Source organism: Kribbella sp. VKM Ac-2566 (assembly GCF_004366005.1).
Lineage (GTDB): Bacteria > Actinomycetota > Actinomycetes > Propionibacteriales > Kribbellaceae > Kribbella > Kribbella pratensis.
In genome coordinates this window covers 105,599-123,058 of record NZ_SODT01000001.1, presented here as the reverse complement: position 1 = coordinate 123,058, position 17,460 = coordinate 105,599, and the positions used below count along the sequence as shown (strand labels likewise).

Annotated in this window: 17 protein-coding genes; 9 read left to right on the top strand and 8 right to left on the bottom strand. The window is 68.6% G+C overall.

Annotated features, from left to right (window positions below; translation table 11 throughout):
• Positions 1–6: 6 nt before the first annotated feature.
• The 3 genes from EV647_RS00630 to EV647_RS00620 are packed head-to-tail and all read right to left on the bottom strand — an operon-like array spanning position 7 to position 4,604.
• The gene (locus EV647_RS00630; protein ID WP_133996701.1) at positions 7–885 is read right to left on the bottom strand and encodes a glycoside hydrolase family 43 protein; all 879 of its coding nucleotides are present in this window, start codon (positions 883–885) and stop codon (positions 7–9) included.
• Complete coding sequence (locus EV647_RS00625; protein WP_238176947.1) at positions 886–3,096, bottom strand: family 43 glycosylhydrolase; 2,211 nt, start codon at positions 3,094–3,096, stop codon at positions 886–888.
• Positions 3,097–3,116: 20 nt separating this feature from the next.
• Positions 3,117–4,604: an alpha-N-arabinofuranosidase gene (locus EV647_RS00620; protein WP_133996698.1), complete on the bottom strand. Its 1,488-nt coding sequence runs from the start codon at positions 4,602–4,604 to the stop codon at positions 3,117–3,119.
• Positions 4,605–4,881: 277 nt separating this feature from the next.
• Here EV647_RS00620 and EV647_RS00615 point away from each other — a divergent pair, with 277 nt between their 5' ends.
• On the top strand, positions 4,882–5,880 hold the full coding sequence (locus EV647_RS00615; protein WP_133996695.1) for a LacI family DNA-binding transcriptional regulator: 999 nt from the start codon (positions 4,882–4,884) through the stop codon (positions 5,878–5,880).
• Here EV647_RS00615 and EV647_RS00610 read toward each other — a convergent pair.
• The gene (locus tag EV647_RS00610; protein ID WP_133996692.1) at positions 5,877–7,019 is read right to left on the bottom strand and encodes an NAD(P)/FAD-dependent oxidoreductase; all 1,143 of its coding nucleotides are present in this window, start codon (positions 7,017–7,019) and stop codon (positions 5,877–5,879) included. The genes EV647_RS00615 and EV647_RS00610 overlap by 4 nt on opposite strands.
• 86 nt (positions 7,020–7,105) lie before the next feature.
• Between EV647_RS00610 and EV647_RS00605 the strand changes: the two genes are divergently transcribed.
• Positions 7,106–7,672, top strand: a complete 567-nt coding sequence (locus tag EV647_RS00605) for a TetR family transcriptional regulator (RefSeq protein WP_133996689.1) — start codon at positions 7,106–7,108, stop codon at positions 7,670–7,672.
• On the opposite strand, the gene EV647_RS00600 is transcribed toward EV647_RS00605, so the two are convergent.
• The 3 genes from EV647_RS00600 to EV647_RS00590 form a co-directional block, all read right to left on the bottom strand.
• Positions 7,633–8,421: a sugar phosphate isomerase/epimerase gene (locus EV647_RS00600; RefSeq protein WP_133996686.1), complete on the bottom strand. Its 789-nt coding sequence runs from the start codon at positions 8,419–8,421 to the stop codon at positions 7,633–7,635. The two genes, EV647_RS00605 and EV647_RS00600, sit on opposite strands and share 40 nt — an antisense overlap.
• Before the next feature lie 12 nt (positions 8,422–8,433).
• Positions 8,434–10,449 carry a DUF4328 domain-containing protein gene (locus EV647_RS00595; RefSeq protein ID WP_133996682.1) on the bottom strand — a complete coding sequence of 672 codons (2,016 nt, stop codon included), beginning with the start codon at positions 10,447–10,449 and terminating at the stop codon, positions 8,434–8,436.
• A 208-nt stretch (positions 10,450–10,657) separates the two neighbouring features.
• On the bottom strand, positions 10,658–11,383 hold the full coding sequence (locus tag EV647_RS00590; protein ID WP_133996679.1) for a DUF4328 domain-containing protein: 726 nt from the start codon (positions 11,381–11,383) through the stop codon (positions 10,658–10,660).
• 109 nt (positions 11,384–11,492) lie between these two features.
• Here EV647_RS00590 and EV647_RS00585 point away from each other — a divergent pair, with 109 nt between their 5' ends.
• Together EV647_RS00585 and EV647_RS00580 are read left to right on the top strand one after the other, a co-directional pair.
• Positions 11,493–11,966, top strand: a complete 474-nt coding sequence (locus EV647_RS00585; RefSeq protein WP_133996676.1) for a methylated-DNA--[protein]-cysteine S-methyltransferase — start codon at positions 11,493–11,495, stop codon at positions 11,964–11,966.
• 156 nt (positions 11,967–12,122) lie between these two features.
• Positions 12,123–12,437: a hypothetical protein gene (locus EV647_RS00580; protein ID WP_133996673.1), complete on the top strand. Its 315-nt coding sequence runs from the start codon at positions 12,123–12,125 to the stop codon at positions 12,435–12,437.
• An 83-nt stretch (positions 12,438–12,520) separates the two neighbouring features.
• Here EV647_RS00580 and EV647_RS00575 read toward each other — a convergent pair whose 3' ends face one another.
• Complete coding sequence (locus tag EV647_RS00575; RefSeq protein WP_133996670.1) at positions 12,521–13,375, bottom strand: hypothetical protein; 855 nt, start codon at positions 13,373–13,375, stop codon at positions 12,521–12,523.
• A 239-nt stretch (positions 13,376–13,614) separates the two neighbouring features.
• On the opposite strand from EV647_RS00575, the gene EV647_RS00570 reads away from it, so the two are divergent.
• The 5 genes from EV647_RS00570 to EV647_RS00550 all read left to right on the top strand — a co-directional run bounded on the left by EV647_RS00570 (position 13,615) and on the right by EV647_RS00550 (position 17,440).
• Positions 13,615–14,157 (top strand): peptidylprolyl isomerase, encoded by a 543-nt coding sequence (locus tag EV647_RS00570; protein WP_133783753.1) that lies wholly within the window; start codon positions 13,615–13,617, stop codon positions 14,155–14,157.
• Positions 14,158–14,218: 61 nt separating this feature from the next.
• The gene (locus tag EV647_RS00565) at positions 14,219–14,962 is read left to right on the top strand and encodes a rhomboid family intramembrane serine protease (RefSeq protein WP_133996667.1); all 744 of its coding nucleotides are present in this window, start codon (positions 14,219–14,221) and stop codon (positions 14,960–14,962) included.
• 220 nt (positions 14,963–15,182) lie between these two features.
• Positions 15,183–15,662 carry a GNAT family N-acetyltransferase gene (locus EV647_RS00560; RefSeq protein ID WP_238175385.1) on the top strand — a complete coding sequence of 160 codons (480 nt, stop codon included), beginning with the start codon at positions 15,183–15,185 and terminating at the stop codon, positions 15,660–15,662.
• Positions 15,663–15,762: 100 nt separating this feature from the next.
• Positions 15,763–16,272 (top strand): RNA polymerase sigma factor, encoded by a 510-nt coding sequence (locus EV647_RS00555; protein ID WP_133996661.1) that lies wholly within the window; start codon positions 15,763–15,765, stop codon positions 16,270–16,272.
• Positions 16,265–17,440: a sialidase family protein gene (locus EV647_RS00550; protein WP_133996658.1), complete on the top strand. Its 1,176-nt coding sequence runs from the start codon at positions 16,265–16,267 to the stop codon at positions 17,438–17,440. Before EV647_RS00555 ends, EV647_RS00550 begins: the two co-directional genes overlap by 8 nt.
• Positions 17,441–17,460: the final 20 nt, after the last annotated feature.

Below are 17,460 nucleotides of genomic sequence, written 5' to 3'. Positions count from 1 at the left end.
GACAAGTTATGGCCTGGTGCGGGGCGGCTCGACGACCGGGCGATCGCCGTCCCAGGTCAGCCGCGACAGCCACATGGTGCGGCCCTTCGGGTCGGTGCCGACCTGCGCGGGGTCCCACGCGTGGTAGACGAACCAGTCGCCGAGCACCATGTTGTGCCCCGGCCCGGCAGCATCCGGGCTCGACTTCAGGATGGGATCGCCGGTCTTCACGCAAGGACCGGTCGGTGACTCGCACAGTGCATGGCCGACGGCGTACGTCGCCTTGTCGAACGCGTTGCCGGAGTAGAACAGGTGGAACTTCCCGTTCCGCTCGACCATGTACGGCGCCTCGACCAGATCGCCCTCCCACGGCAGGTCCTGCTTGATCAGCCGATGCACCGGACCGGTCAGCGTGAGACCGTCCGCGGACAGCTCGGACACGTAGATCCAGGTGTCGACGCCGATCGCGTTGCCGTCGTTCTTCCAGTACAGCCAGCGCCGGCCGGTCGAGTCCTGGAACGGCGACGCATCGATCGAGCCGCCCTCCTCGGCCTGACTGATCAGCGGCTTCATCGATTTGTCGACATATGGACCTGTGGGGATGGACGCCACCGCGACGCCGACGGCCTGCCGATCCGCCGCGGTGTCCCGCGACGTGTAATACATGACGTACCGGTCGGGCGCGTGCGCCGCGATCTCCGGCGCCCACACCCGTCCGGGAGCGGTCCAATCCGGCAACGACGGCAGCGCGTCACCCACCGCCTCCCACGACACCAGGTCACGGGAGGTCAGCGTCTGCACGTTGCCCAGCGGGCCGTTGGTCGCGAAGGCGTAGTAGTCGTTGCCGACCGCAATGATCTGCGGATCGGCGAAGCTGCCGTCGTACACCGGATTGGAGAATCGCATTTATCTGCTCTCGTAGAACTTCAGGTAGTCGAAGGTGGCGACCGGCGGCGGGTTCGCGCCGGTGAACTCGCCGTGTGCATACAGACCAATGCGAGCCGCGGCCGGCAGCACCCACGACGCGCCCCAGGTCCAGTTCTTCCCGTCCACCGACGTACCTGCGCGGTAGACGTGCTCGCCGGCGGCGTTCTGGTGGTACGCGAGCCGCATCCACAACGTCGGCGCCGAGCGCCCGATCGCGGCCGCGCCGTACGACGTCGCGCCGTCCGACGGCCGTGCCACGAGCTCCCGCCCGTACTCCGTCTGGCGGGTCTTCCAGATCGCCACACTGCCGAGACGGGCGAAGTCGCTGTCGTTCAGGTACGCGATCATGCCGGCCTGCTGGTAGTTGCGGACGTCGCCCTCCCCGGTGTCGAGGTGGAGCTTGGTCTCCGCGATCCAGCTGTTCCCGGCCGGTGTCGCGTGCAGCAGCAACCCGGCGTTGTTGGACGAGCCGGTCAGGTCGGCGTTCTCCAGCGGCCAGGACAACTTGCCGTCGGCAACAGTCGCCTTGTCGTCCTGACGGACCCACGACCAGTCCGCACCGAGCGGACCGCTGAAGTCGTCGCCGGACAGCAGGTCACCGGTCCGCGGTACGTCGGCCAACTTCGTCACCGGGCGCGCTACCGGGCGGACCGTCAGGTTGTCCACCTCCGCCGATCCGAGCCACCGCACCGGCGCCGCCTTCAGCGAAAGCCCAGGAACCTCCAACCGTGCCTCCGCATAGAGATCTCCGAGGCCGGCGTCGTTGAGGCGAGCCGTCACGGTTGATCCGGAGACCTGCACGGACAGCTTGTTCCACTGGGTGCGGTCGAAATCGGGCGGCAGGTTCGCCGACGTCGTACGGCGACCGACCGTGAGCGTCACCCGATTGTTCGCGACAGTCGCCACCACCTGGTTGCCGAGGACCGTGGTGAAGGAGGTGCCGAGTCGGGCATCCGCTTCTACCCGGAGCGATCCTGCAGGTGCAGCCGCTCGGGTTTGGGCTCCGCCGTTGATGGTCGCGGTCGGTCCGCCGAGTGAGTCACCCGGTTGTCTGGTGGCGCCTTGGATGCCCGACGCCGGGTCGGTGGAGTCGATGCCGAGGGACGAGCCGGTGGTCGGCGCGGGGACCGGGCCCTCGGACGGGCCGAGGCCGGCGCGAGTGCGGGGCCAGCTGTTGATCCAGTCGATCTTGTCGATCAGCATCGGCCGCCGGTTGATCCCGAACGGGTTGGTGAGCCACGGCGTACCGCGGTCGATCGCGTGGTAGACGATGTGGTCCTGCCCGGCCGCGTCGGTGATGAACGCGTGGTGGCCGGGGCCGATCCACTTGTTACCGTTCTGCGTGACGACCGTCGTACCGCCGACCCGGGAGTCGGTGAGCGCGGCGCCGTCGGCGTCGACGAACGGGCCGCGCGGGGAGCGGGAGCGTCCGGCGAACACGGAGTACCCGGTGGTCGGGCCGGCGCAGCAGTTCATCGACGAGCCCATGAAGTAGTACCAGCCGTCGCGGTAGACGACGTACGAGCCCTCGTAGCGGTCGCCGATCGTGATCTGCGTCGGCTCACCGACCGCGTGCATGCCGTCGGCGCTCAGTTCGGTGACGGAGATGCCGCCGTAGAAGCCTCCGTAGTACAGGTACCGCTTGCCGTCCGCGGCGGTGAGCATCGCCGGGTCGATGGTGCCGAAGAAGCCGCCGTTGCCGTCCGGTTTCGGGGCGACGACCGGGCCGTCGGTGGCGGTCCACGGTCCCGCTGGGGTCGGGGCGGTGGCTACGCCGATTGCGGGATCGCCACCCGGGTTGGCCGCGGTGTCGGTGACAGTGAAGTACATGACGTAGTGACCGTGGAAGTACCGGATGTCCGGCGCCCAGAAGAACGAGCCGGGCGCGGCCCAGGCCGGCTTGGTCTGGTCGTTGAAGACCGTGCCGAGGTACTCCCAGGAGCTGAAGTCCTTGGTCCGGGCCATGTGCATCAAGCCGAACGGGCCGTTCGCCACCAGTGGATCGGAGGTGGCGTACGCGTACCAGTAGCCGTCGCGGCCCTGGATGATCGACGGGTCGGCGAAGGTGTCGGCGAAGCTGGAGCTGATCGCGTTGGTCGTGGTCACCGGTGGTGCGGCGGTCGCAGCCGAGATGCCGGCTGCGACGGCAGCCACAGTCAGGACTGCGGCAAGGAGTCGTTTCGAAGGCACGGGCGGGGTCCCCTCTCGAATCAACTGCTGAGCTGGATCACGTGCCACGATGCGGGTGGCAGGGTGGCACGGCAGAAACCGTCGGCGACCTCGGTGGTGTCGACGGCCCGGGGCTGGACCCGGTCCGGATCGTCCGCCGTGTTCACGGCGGACCGGTCCTCGTCATAGAGAGCCAGGTGCCGGATCACACTTCCGGTCACCGGGATTTCCAGGTCGATCTTGTCGGTCTCGCTCCGGTTCACCACGAAGATCGCGGTCTCCCCGGTGTTCTCGTCGTACGTCGCTGTGCTCCAGAGGGCCGGGACGCGGCCGAAGGCCGAGGTGTGGAGCTCCGGGCCTCCGGTGATCGCGGTCCGCAGCACGGTCGGGCCGGCGTACTGCGCGGTCAGGGCGAACGGGTAGAAGATCGTCTGCCGCCACGCGCGCCCACCGGGCTCGGTACGGATCGGGCCGATCACGTTCACCAGTTGCGCGAGGCAAGCGATCTTCACCCGGTCGGCGTGCCGGAGCAACGTGATCAGCAGGCTGCCGACGACCACCGCGTCGTCGACGGTGTAGGTGTCCTCGATCAGTGGGCCGACCTCGCGGATCGGCAGGCCGAGCTCGCCGGGGAAGTGCTGCTGGTACCAGACGTTCCACTCGTCGAAGGACAGCGTCAGCTCCTTGTCGCTGCGCTTGAGCGCCTTCACGTGGTCGGCGGTCGCGACCACCGCGGAGATCATCCGGTCCATCTCCTCGGCGGCCGCCAGGAAACTCGCCTGGTCGCCGTCGCGCGGCTCGTAGTACGCGTGCAGGCTGATGTGGTCGACCAGGTCGTAGGTGCGCTCCAGGACGACGCGTTCCCAGTCGCCGAACGTCGGCATCCCGGCGTTGCTCGATCCGCAGGCGACCAGTTCGAGCCCGGGATCGACGCGCCGCAGCGCGTTCGCAGTCTCCTCGGCGAGCCGCGCGTACTCCTCGGCGGTCTTGTGGCCGATCTGCCAGGGGCCGTCCATTTCGTTGCCCAGGCACCAGATCCGGATGTCGTGCGGCTCCGGGCTGCCGTTCGCGACCCGGCGATCGCCGAGCGCGGTGCCCGCCGGGAGGTTGCAGTACTCGAGCAGGTCGACGGCCTCGCGGATCCCGCGGGTGCCGAGATTGACCGCCCAGATGGGTTGTACGCCGGCCTTGCGCGACCAGGTGACGAACTCGTCGGTGCCGAACTGGTTCGGCTCGATCGCCCGCCAGGCCAGGTCGAGCCGCCGCGGCCGCTCGTCCTTCGGCCCGACGCCGTCCTCCCAGTCGTAGTTCGAGACGAAGTTGCCGCCGGGGTAGCGGATCGCGGTCACGCCGAGCTCGCGGACCAGCGCGAGCACGTCCTGCCGGAACCCGTCCGCGTCGGCGGTGGGATGCCCCGGCTCGTAGATCCCGGTGTAGACGCAGCGCCCCATGTGCTCGACGAACGAGCCGAACACCCGCCGGTCCAGCGCCCCGACCACGAACGCCGGATCCACCACTAGGCGCGCCACAAGACCTCCCGGGGAACGGTTACAACGATTACCGTGGATGTCTACAACGATTGACAATCGGTGTAAAGACCTCACCACCCGAACCTCATTTGACTGGCAGACCCACCAATTTCGCTGGCCGACCCACCAGGTCGGGGGTTCCACACCCTGAATCTGGGTCACAAACCCCTCACCTGGTGGGTCAGCCAGGCAAATGCGGAGAGGGCGGTGGCGGGGGTAGAGCGGGCTGCCGACGTGGCACACTCGGGCGACGGGACGGTGACAGGAGGGTGCTCCGATGGCGACCAGGCTGAGCGACGTGGCCGCGCGGGCCGGTGTGTCGGTGAAGACCGTCTCGAACGTGATCAACGACTACCCGCACATCACGGCGCGCACCCGGGCCAAGGTCGAGGCCGCGATCGCCGCCCTGGACTACAAGCCGAACGTCAGCGCCCGGTCGCTGCGCAAGGGCCGCTCGGACTTCATCGCGCTGGCCATCCCGGAGATGGGTTCGCCGTACTTCGCCGAACTCGGAGCGGAGATCAGCCGGGCCGCGAAGCGTCGCGGGATCACCGTCCTGATCGACCAGACCGAGGGCGAGTCCGCCGCCGAGCGATTCGTCCTGGACGGCATGCGCGGGCAGCTGATCGACGGCATCATCTTCTCCCCGCTGGCCACCGCCCCCGCCAAGCTCACCTCGGCGGACACCGGGAAGCCGCTGGTCCTGCTCGGTGAACGACCTGCCGGCGGTCAGTTCGACCGCGTCGCGGTCGACTCGGTGCAGGCGTCGTACGACGCAACCGCCCACCTGATCTCACTGGGCCGGCACCGGATCGCGGCGATCGGGGTCGGCGGGACCAGCACCGGCGCAGTCCGGCGGAAGGGGTACCGCAAGGCGCTCAAAGCTGCCGGGATGCCGCACGACGCCGCGCTCGAGTTGGCCGCGTCGGGGTACCACCGACTCGACGGGGCCACGGCAATGCGGGAACTGCTGGCGCTGCCAGAGCCGCCGGACGCGGTGTTCTGTTTCAACGACCTGCTCGCCCTGGGCGCCCTGCGGACGCTGGCCGAGGCGGGCCTGCGGGTGCCGGAGGACGTGGCCGTGGTGGGCTTCGACGACATCGAGGACGGCCGGTACCACTCGCCGTCACTGACCACGATCTCGCAGGACACGGAATGGCTGGCCGACAACGCGGTCGCGCTGCTCCTCGACCGCATCGCCGGGAACGGTGGATCCACCCATCGCGACCTCACCGTCCCGTACACGTTGAAGATCCGCGAGTCGACCGGGGGTTAACGCTCCGGGAAGCCGGCCAACTGCTTGGCAAGGCCGTTCTGGGTCTTGCTCACTCGACCGACCAGGCTGAGTACGGCGTTGCGCACCGGGCGGATCGCGCGCGGGACGTTCGCGAGGCGGGTCAGGCGGTGCACCAGCCCGATCACCCGGACCGCCTCCTCACGGCTGTTCGCGGCGTAGGCGTCGAGGCCGGAGTCGTCTCCTGCCAGGGCAGCCGACAGGGCGTCTGCCAGGGTGACCGCGTCGCGCAGGCCGAGGTTCATGCCCTGGCCGCCGGCCGGACTGTGCGTGTGAGCGGCGTCGCCGGCCAGTAGCACCCGGCCCGCACGGTACGCGTCGGCGACCCGCTCGTGGATCCGGAACCGCGAACCCCAGACGACCTCGGTGACCTTCGGGTGCGCCTTGCGCGGACCGCGATCGGCCAGCAACCGCTGCGCGTAGGCAAGATCGGGGTGCTCCGGCGCGTCATGCACTTCGGCGACGAGCCGGAAGCTTCCGTCCGGCAGCGGCGCCACGACGAGCAGTCCGGCGGAGGCGAAGTACAGGGCGACCTCGTCGACCGGCAGGCCACTGTCGACGCGGACGTCGACCAGGCTGCACGAGATCTGCAGGGTGTTGCCCGGCATCCGAAGGCCGGCGAGTTCGCGGATCGTGCTGTTCATGCCGTCGGCTGCCACGACGTACTGCGCCTTGATCACGTCGCCGCTGTCGAGCGTGACCTCGGCACCGTCGGCGGTCTGGGTCAGGCCGGTCGCGGCGTACGGACGGAGCACCGAGCCGCCGAGCTCCTCGAGCCGTTCGAGCAGCACCTGCTCGGTGACCGGCTGGGGGATCATCGTCACGAACGGGTACTCGGTCGGCAGGTCCGCGAAGCCGACCGGGATCAGCTTGCGGTCGCCGGCGCGGATCGCGAAGTCGTCGAGCTCCAGGCCGAGGTCGACGAGCCGCTTGGTGACGCCGAGCTCCTCGAGCACCTCCAGCGTCCGCGGGTGGATCACGCAGGCCCGCGAGGTGTTCGCACCCTCGGCTTGCTGATCGACGACCACGACGTCATGTCCGTGCAGCCGGAGCCCGACCGCCACGGCGAGCCCGACCGGACCGGCACCAACCACCACGATTTCTGCCTGCTGGGGAATCATCGTCGCTCCTTTTATCAACACCTGTTGACTTTCACGCTAGGCCTGGGGATGGCAAAAGTCAACAGGCGTTGGCATATGCTGGGGGCATGGCGGAGAAGAAGTCCGATCGGACCCGGGCGGCGATCCTCGCGGCGGCCCGCGAGCGGTTCGGCGCGGACGGGTACGAGCGGGCGACGATCCGGGCGATCGCGGCGGACGCGGCGATCGACCCCGCGATGGTGATGCGGTACTACGGCAGCAAGGAGAAGCTGTTCGCGGCGGCAGCCGAGTTCGACATCCGGTTGCCGGACTTCGGCGACGTACCGCTGGAATCGCTGGGGGAGGCACTCGCGCGGCACTTCCTGGAGCGCTGGGAGGCCGACGACTCACTGCGGGTGCTACTGCGGACCGCGGTCACCAACGAGGTCGCGGTCGAGCGCATGCGTTCGATCTTCGCGGCGCAGCTCGCGCCCACGCTGCGGGTGCAGGCAGTCGACCAACCCGACGTACGGGCAGGTCTGGTCGCGAGTCAGGTGCTCGGCTTCGCACTCTGCCGGTACATCCTCGGCTTCCCACCGATCGCGACGATGCCCGACGACCAGGTGGTCGCCTGGCTCGGGCCGACGTTGGCCCGCTACTTGACCTCGCCGGCTCCAACACTCAACCAGGCGTGAACGGCCGGCAGGGTCTCAGCCAATGACGGGAGCTGCGGGTGCCACTTGAGCTCCCACTCGAGGGAGAGCGGGTAATCGGTGCCGTCGAGAACCGTCAGCAGCTCGCCGATCGGGAAGTCGCCGGCGTCGATCGCGACCGGGCGGTACTCCTGCTGTGAGTCGGCCTGCTTGAACTGGACCAACTCGAGCCACGGCTGCACCAGGGCGAACGACTCGGCCAGGGTCTCGCCGTGCGACCACGTGTGCGAGGTGTCCCAGAGTGCCTTCACGTTGTGGCCGGGGACGTCGGTGTCGAGCAGCGCGCAGAACGCGGCGACCTGCCGGGCCGTCGAGTGCGAGTCGTGCGTCTCCAGCAGGATCGGGACGTCCTTCGGTGCGGTCGTCACCCGGTCGAGCGCGCGGATCTCACCGGCGCTCGGGCCGTCCGGCGTACCCTCACCGGGATCGTCACCGGGGAACACGCGGACACCTCGGGCGCCGAGGTCCGCGGCGAGTTCGAGGTGTTCCTCGAGCGGCTGCTCCTCGACCGCGCAGAGCTTCACGTAGCTGCTGACCGCGAAGATCTCCAGGCCGGCGTCCTCGATCCGGGTCCGCAGCTCACGGCGCTGCGTCGCCGACAGACCCGTGTTCGTGAACTCGTCCGGCGCGGCCCGTAGCTCCAGACCGACGAAGTTGTTGCCCTGGGCAAGTGCCAGGACGTCGTCGAGGGCAGCTCCGGGACAACCGAGGGTGGCGAAACCTAAACGCATACTGCTATCTGATCAGATCCAGCGGCCACGGCGCGGCAGGGTCCGGGGACTGGGCGGCTGCTCGGGGTCGGTCGGCTGCTGCTGCTCGTAGGCGTACGGCGAGTGCTGCTGGTGCTCGGTCTGCTCCGGCTCCGGCTCCGGCGAGTACTGCGACCCGTACGACTCGGTCGCGTAGTTCGGGCTGTAGGTCTCGTAGGACTCGGTGCTCGTGTACTCCGAGCCGCCGTTGCTGCCGTACGCGTCGTAGTTGCTCGAACCGTAGGACTCGGAGTTGTACGACGAGGAGTAGTCCGAGGTGTACGACGTCTCCTGGTCGGAGTACCCGCCGGAGGAGTACGTCGGCTCCGGGCCGTACGACGGCACCGGCGGGAGCGGCTTCGACGGGGTCAGGAAGTCGTCCTGCTCCTGGTAGCTCGGGGCCGGCGCCGGCTCGTAGTACCCGGACGAGGCGGACACGTGCGACGACGGCTGCGTGTGCTCGGACGGCCCGTAGACGTTGTGGTCCGAGTACGACGAGTACGTCTCGGTCTGGGAGACGTGCGGCGAGTGGTTCGGCACCGCCGGCTGAATCGCCGAGGGGCTGTCGACCGCGACCCGAGCGGCCCGGCGGCCGGCGCGCGCAACAGGCGCGGGCTCAGGCTCGGGTGCGGTCTGCGCCTCCACGGGGGAGGCCGTCGAGGTGAGGTAGTCGGGCTCGTACGAGTACGGCTCGGAGTAGCGCGCCGCCCACGGCTCCTCGGCGGGCTGCGGCTGAGGTTCCGGCTCGGGCTGGTAGCCGTACGGGTCGGGCTGTACGACGGTCATCGGCGCAGCCTCGTCACGCCAGCTGCTCGTCGTACCGAGCAGGTCCGCGGTGAGCGAGCTGCGGTAGTCCTCCCAGCTCTGCTGCGGCGTGTCGTACGTCGTCTGCTCGACCGGCTTCTCGTCCCGCCAGGTCTCGATCGGGTTGAACTGCTCGGTGGCCGGACCGGCGTCGGCGTCCTGCCAGTTCCCGGCGACCGGGGCGAACGGGCTCCACTTCGGCGCGTCGTCGGCCGAAGGACCGCCGGCGAACGCGGCCGGGGCGGCAGCGCCGTCGCCCGGGAAGCTCTGCGGTGCCGGAGTTGGGGCGAACGGGTTCTGCACGGGGGCCTGCGAAGGACCGGCCATCTGCAACTGCGGCTCGCGGACCAGACCCAGCGCGGGCCCGGCGGCGATCGGCTCGGAGATCGCGGGCTGCTCGTCGGTGTCGTCGTTCGCGTACGACGGAACCTGCGTCACCTCGTACGACGGAACGGCGCTGAGCTTCGGGCCCTGGTCCCACCACGGCACCCACTCACGCGTGGTCTGCATGTGGTTGATCTTGCGGATCACCATCGTCGCGGCGACCGCGGAGACGACCGTCAGCACGAGGGACGCCGTACCGGCCAGTGCGATACCGCGGAGCGAGCCGACGGTGGCTTCCATCCACATCAGGAACCGGCGGACCACCACGTCGAACGCGAGAGCGCCGATCCAGGCGACCCACCACACGGAGGTGAGGGTCGGTGTCCTGAACCGGCGCAGGTCGTCGGTGTACACGGGGGTCTTCGGGTCGCTGGCGATCCAGACGTCGTCGACGATCTGTTTCGGGTACCAGAGGTTGGGTCCGGGGACGAACCAGCTGGCCAGTACCCAGCCGTGGCTGCGGCGGTGGTCGGCCTGCGAGAAGACCTCGGAGTTGACCCGGGCCCGCCACAACCAGATGACGAAGACGACCGCGGCGGCGACCGAGACGATCACGTTCGGGATCGCTGTGACCTTGGCGATCGCGTCGGCGCGGTTCAGGTCCGCGTCGTCGACGTTCGGCATGCCGCCGAGGTAGCGATGCACCACGGAGTACGTGTTCCAGTCGGACCAGGTGGACAGCAGGTGGGTGACCGTTGATGCGCCCAGCAGTCCGATCGCGATCTTGCCGACCGTCCCGACCTGCTGGAACTCTTCAGCCGCGTGCGGCTGCCACTCTTCCTGATCCTCGACAGCAGTCATCAATGCCTGCGGGTGGCTCACGTCTCGCGTCCCTCGCGTTGCTGGAACTCCGTCGTCTGTCCGGCGTATCTGCCTGGCCCTACCCCCGCGTGACCGAGCCACATTGATACCACGAAGTAGGTACGCCAGGGCAGTCGGCCCCAGCACAGAGGGTGTCGACTTAACGTGTTCTTTTCGTACGCCCATCACCAGTGGTAACGACCGACAAGACGGGGCGTGACGGTTTGGTTTACCGCGCAGGTGGTTGGAAGCCACTCTGCGGGGTCCCGACCGCCCACCACGGCACCCACGGACGGCTGCTCTGAAGCTCGTCGATCCGCTGGATCAGGATGACTGCGAGCACGGCCGCGCCGGTGGTGAACAGCGCCGAGACGGAGGACAGTATGACGTTCGTCCGCAGATCTCCCAGCTCCGACGCGCCGACGAGAACACCTCTTTGCACGATGTTCCCGGTGACCAGGCCGGCCACCCAGGTCAGCCACCAGGCCCAGACGAGATGCGTGCCCGGAACGTCCTTGAGCATCGGGGTCAGCGGATCGGTGCGCGGGTCGCTGGCCGCGACGACGTCGTCGACGACCTGCTTCGGGTACCAGAGGTTCACCACCGGGACCAGCCAGCACCCGAGCACCCAGCCGCGGGTGAACCGGTGCTCGCCGCGGCAGAACATCTCCGCGTTCCAGCGGACCCGCCACAGCCAGACGATGAACACCACCGCGGCCGCGAGCAGCGCCAGCGCGGCGACGATCCCGAGCGAGCCGGAGATCAGGTCGGCCTCGGCCAGTTTGTCCGGGTCACCGCCGTACACCTTGCGGGTCCGGTACAGGTTCCAGTCCGACCACGCGGTCGACCACGTGGTGACGGTGACGACCCCGATCAGGATCGACGCACCGATACCCATGGCCCGCTCGGAACTGAACCACCGGTCCTGCGGTACTTGCGACGCCCGGCTCGGCATGGATCAGACATAGCACAACAGGGCGTGACCGAGCGAGAACATCACGTTGCGGCCTCTCCGTGGCGCATTTCTGCCAGAAACTGTCGGTGGCCGCGGGAAAGATGGTCGTATGCACTGGTCCGTGGTCGACTCACCGATCGGCGACCTCACGCTCGCAGTCGACGAGACCGGGCTCTGCCGGTTGCACTTCGGGGCGACCGACCGGCCGCTCGGTGCCGATCCGCTGCTGACCGAGGCCGCCGAGCAACTGAAGGCGTACTTCGCCGGCGAACTCCAGGAGTTCACGCTGCCGCTCTCGGTCCGCAGCGGCTCCGACTTCGAGCGCGCGGTCTGGACCCAGCTCACCCGGATCCCGTACGGCGAGATGCAGACGTACGGCGACGTTGCCAAGATCGTCGGCGACGCCGGTGCCGCCCGCGCCGTCGGTACGGCGTGCAACCGGAACCCGATCGCGATCGTCGTGCCCTGCCACCGGGTGGTCGGCGCCGGCGGCAAGATGGTCGGCTTCGGCGGCGGCATCCCGACCAAACGGCACCTGCTCGAGCTCGAGGCCAGGGTCACCCTCGAGACGCTCTGGACCTGAGACCTGACGAAGATCTGACACTCGGTCGGCGCTGATCGAGGCGCGGTGGCCACGCAGGGGCACTAACGTTTGAAGCGAGTGATTCAGTGCTAGTCGCAAACCCACCCCACCACCCGATTCAGGCGTCCTCCCACCTGCCTTGGAAGACACATATAAATGAACAAAGCCCGCACCACTGACCACCTCCACCCCGACCTCAGTGCCCTGATGGACAAGAGCGCCGAGGAATGGTCGGCCCCCGAGATCCAGCACGCGGCCCGCACGGCGCTCCGGATGCACGCCCCCGATCGGGAGCCACTGACCTGGACCAGGCGGCTCAAGGTCGTCCCCTGGCTGCACCGCAACGACGCGGTCTGCCTGAGCTGCGGCGGCACCTACCCGTGCATCACGCATCGGTACGCCACCCAGCTGCTGTCAGCAGGCCGGTACACGATGGCGAAGTCCGACGACCCGGAGCCAGAGGTCAACTGACGTCGTACGCGCAAGGCGACGTCCGGACAGACGAAGGTCCCGAACCCCAGCCGGGGTTCGGGACCTTCGCCGTTGCGGTGGTGTCAGGAGTCGCTGGGCTTGGACTCGCCCGAGCCCGTCGACTTCCTGGTGGTCCTCTTCGTGGCGCCGTTCGATGCGGCCTTCACCTCGTCCGTGGCCGCTTCCGGCTTGGCCTCCGCCTTCGGTGCCTCGGGCTTGGAACCGTCGGACTTGGTGCCGTCCGCCTGGCCGTCGGTCTTCGGGCCTTCGGTCCCGGACGCGTCGGTCTTGGTCGTGTCGGCCTCCGGCGTGGCGTCGGTCTTGCCGTTGGACGACGGGGTGTCTGTCGGGCGCGACGACGTACCCGCCGGGGCGGAGCTGTAGTCGCGACCGCTGGTCGGCGTGGACTGCCAGGCCGGCTCCGGCGGCGTCAGCAGCTTCTTCACCGCTGCCGCGGCCAGCGCGCCGAGGCCCAGGAACAGCACCACGTTGCGGAGCTTGTGGCTCTTCTTCGGCACCTCGAGCTCGCCCTTCAGCGCAGCCTTGGTGGCCTTGCCGCGGCGGGCGGTCTCCTCGACGACCGGTTCGGCGGCGGCTGCCATGGCCGCCAGCGCGGCGGTCACCTTCGGCAGTACGTCGTCGTTCAGCCGCTCGCGGGCCTTCTCGGCCGCGTGCTCGGTGGCCGGACCGACCTTGGCGAGCGCGTCGTCGAGCACCGGACCGGCCTTCTCGACCGCCTGGTGAGCAAGGTGTGCGCCCCGCTCGACAGCCTTCTCGGCGTACGGCGACACCTTCTCCCGTGCGGTGCCCACAGCCGGGCCGAGGTGGTCACGGACCTGGCCGACGGCCGGTCCGAACTTCTCCGACGCCGACTCGGCGAGTGGCCTGACCCGGTCCTTGGCGACCTCGACCCGGCCCTTGGACTTCCTCAAACCCACGGTTCCCTCCTCGGTGCCGCCCGACCCGCGGACAGCTCTCCCGCCCATCGGCGACATGGACGCTTTCTGGTGACGACTCTGGACAAACCCGGCTTCATCTGCATCGTACGACGTTTCCAGCCGATAACCCGGTGCCCCCACGGCACTGTCCGTACACATCCGCGTCGATGCCGGAGTTCTTGGAGTGACATGACAGGATCGAGGGGTAAGCCGTAGTGATCCGACTAGGAGTGACTCCCGTGGCCGAAGAGCTGTACGCGACCCTGCAGACGAACAAGGGCGACGTCGTCATCAGGTTGTTCCCCAACCACGCGCCGAAGACGGTGAGCAACTTCGTCGGCCTGGCCGAGGGCACCAAGGAGTGGACCGACCCGGAGACCGGGCAGCAGGTCACCAAGCCGTTCTACGACGGCCTCGGCTTCCACCGGGTGATCGACGGGTTCATGATCCAGGGCGGCTGCCCGCTCGGCACCGGAACCGGCACGCCCGGGTACCAGTTCGACGACGAGATCCACCCGGAGCTCCAGTTCGACCGTCCGTACCTGCTCGCGATGGCGAACGCCGGCATCCAGTTCGGGCACGGCACCAACGGTTCGCAGTTCTTCGTGACCGTGGTCCCGACGCCGCACCTGAACCGCAAGCACACGATCTTCGGTGAGGTCGTCGACGACGACTCGAAGAAGGTCGTGGACGCGATCGCCTCCGCCGACACCGCGCCCGGCGACCGGCCGCTCGAGCCGATCGTGATCAACAAGGTCGTCGTCGAGCGCAAGAACGCCTGACTTTCCGGAGCGGGACCGGGGCGCGCCCGGTCCCGCTCTTTCACAGGAGGACCCAACCCGCGTGACCGAGACCGTCTGCTACCGGCACCCGGATCGGCCCGCCGGGGTGCGCTGCCAGCGCTGCGACCGGCCGATCTGCCCGGCGTGCATGAACAGCGCCGCCGTCGGCTTCCAGTGTCCGAACTGTTTCAACGAGGGCGTCCGCTCGGTTCCGCGGACCCGCACATCGCTGGGCGGCATCCAGCGCGCCGGCAGCCAGCAGGTCGTCACCTACACGCTGCTGGCGCTGAACGTCCTGGTCTTCATCGCGGTCCGCACCGGCAGCCCGCGGCTCCTCGGCGACCTGGTGATGGTCCCGGTGCTGACCGAGAGCGAGCCGTGGCGACTGCTCACGTCGGCGTTCACCCACGTGCAGATCTTCCACATCTTCTCGAACCTGTTCATGCTCTGGCAGCTCGGTCCGCCCCTGGAGCAGATGCTCGGCCGGCTCCGCTTCACGGTCCTCTACCTGCTGTCCGCGCTGGGCGGCAGCGTCGCGGTCTGGTTCCTGTCGGCCCCCGGCGGCGCAACCCTCGGCGCCTCCGGCGCAGTCCTCGGCCTGGTCGGCGCCCTCCTGGTGATCAGCCGCGCCCGCGGCCAGGACATCACCTGGATCATCATGTACGTCGCGGTCACCGCCTTCCTGTCCTTCGCCATCCCCAACGTCTCCTGGCAAGGCCACCTGGGCGGCTTCGTAGTAGGCGCCGCAGTCGCCTGGATCTACCTCCAACTCGCAAACCACCACCGCAACAAACAATCCGCCTAGCTGCCCCCCGCGGGCCGGTGCTCAGCCCAATCCGGGATCTTGGGACAGGCAATGGTGGGTCGGCACCTGCTATTGCCTGTTCCCAGTCCCCACTGCCGGTGCCCACTCCCCACTTCCCCCGCCGGTCGGACGCCGGTAAATGGTTCGTCTGGTGGTGCATCAGGGGGTGAGGATGTGGGGGATGACTACTACCTCCGCTCCGGCGATTCGTTTTGTTGAGATGACTGGGGCTGCGCTGAGTGCGTTGCTGGCGGATGACCGTGCCGCGGCGCAGGCTGAGCTCGGCTTCGCGCTCGGCGACGAGTTCCTCACTGACAGGGCCAAGTGGCTGTGGCAGTACCGCCTGGATCAGTTGAACCGGGATCCCGCCACCTTCGGGTGGCTCGTCAAGCTCGCCGTGGCCGACGGGATCGTGGTGGGCTACGCCGGTTTCCACGGTCCGCCCGACGAGGCCGGCATGGTGGAGATCGGGTACACGGTCGATCCGCCGTACCGGCGCCAGGGTTTCGCCAAGGCGATCCTGACCGCGCTCCTCGAGCGTGCGGCGGCAGAACCCGCCGTACGGACCGTCCGGGCCACGATCAGCCCCACCAACCAGGCATCGCTGGCCACCATCGCCGGCTTCGGGTTCGTCCAGAACGGCGAACAGTGGGACGAAGAAGACGGCCTGGAGCTCATCTTCGAACGCCCCAGCCGCTGACACACGCGCACCTCGGTCCTCGGACATCATGCGTTCGTGATGCAACCGGATCCTCCTGCCAGGACTCGTGCAGGCAAAGGGTCCGATCTGGGGAGTGGTGATGGCTGACGGCGACACGGTGCGCGAGCTGTACGAGGGGTGTTACCGGCGGCTGGTCGGGCAACTGTTCGCGATCTGCGGGAATCTGGGCGAGGCCGAGGACGCCGTGCAGGAGGCGTTCGTCCGCGCCGTCGAGAAGCCCCAACGGCTCGCCCAGCTCGACAACCCGGAGGCGTGGCTGCGCACAGTCGCGCTGAACGCCGTACGTCGGCGCTACCGCCGCGCGACCCGATTCCACGGGTTGCTCTCGCGAGCAGGTGTCCCCGAGACCACGACGACCGGACTGTCCGCGGACCGGGTCGCTCTGGTCGAGGCCCTGCGGCGGGTCCCCTACGAGCAGCGCGAGGCGATCGTGCTGCACCACATCGTCGATCTGCCGGTGAGTGAGATCGCCGTACAGCTGTGTGTACCGGAGGGGACGGTCAAGGCTCGCCTCTCCCGGGGCAGGTCCCGTCTGGCCCCGCTGGTCCACGAATTCGCTGACGACGTCGAGGAGGTCAACCATGTCTGAGCTGAAAGAACTGTCCTGGGAGGTCCAGGAGTCCGTCCAGCCGTTGCCCTTCGAGGCTCTGGAGCGTCGTGGCGTCCGCCGCCGGCACCGTCGCCAGGCCCTGACCGGCGCGGGAGTCGTTGCGGCGGTGACGATCGGAGTACTGGCCTCCGTACTGCCGCTCGGGAACGTGACCGGCACCGAGAAGCCGCCGGCCGCCGGCACGCCGGCGTCGATCCCGGTCGACCAGGCGGCCGAGAAGCTGATCGGTGACAAGAAGTCGGGCATGGCCGGTGTCGCGTTCGCCACACCGACGCGGTGGGCCTCGGCGTGGACTTCACCACACCCGGGAAACACCTGGAACTACGCCGCGGTGCTGAGCCGTGACGGAGTACGGACCACCGCACCGGTCCGCAAGAACCAGTACGTCGTGCTGCAGACCGGTCACGAGGCGCTGGCATTGTCGATGCCGACGAGCATGAAGGGAAGCGATCCGACCTGGGCCCAGTCCGTGATGGTTCGCCTGACGGACCAGGGCCGGGTCGAGAAGAGGCTGCGCTGGGCTGCGCCGACCAGCGAGTTCGCCGACGGCGACGTGCTGCTGGCTTACGGCACCCTACGGGCGCTGAATCTGGAAACCGGCACCCTGCGGGAGGTGAAGGTCCCCGGGATCGACAACGCCTACGAGCCCCAGCGCGACAGCACCGGACGGTGGTGGCTGGTCGGCGCCAGGAACAGCGGCGTCAGCAACATCTACTGGACCGACGACCGCGGCAAGACCTGGGGCCACTCCGTCATCAGCCCCGGCCGGAGAGGTGGCCAGCTGGGTGTCAGCCCCGACGGCAGGACGATCGTGGCGATCCCGGGCGGCAAGCCTGGTACGCCGGGTGACCTGGTGCCGCTGCGGTTGTCCACCGACCGGGGCGAACACTGGACGACGGTGGCCACCCGGGACGCGCCGTACCTGTCGTCTCCCGTTGCTTTCGACAACGGAACGGGGCTCGCGCTCTATCAAGGCAAGCAACGCGAACTCCTCCGGCCCGGCGCCGGTACGCCGTTGACCCCGCCGGCCGACCTGGGCCAGCTGAACGCGGTAGGCGAGTTCGTCTACGGGCTGCAGTACAACGGCGACCACGCCATCACCAGCACCGATCACGGCAAGACCTGGAAGTACTTCGACCCTCGCTAGGGGCTCCGGAGATTCAAAAG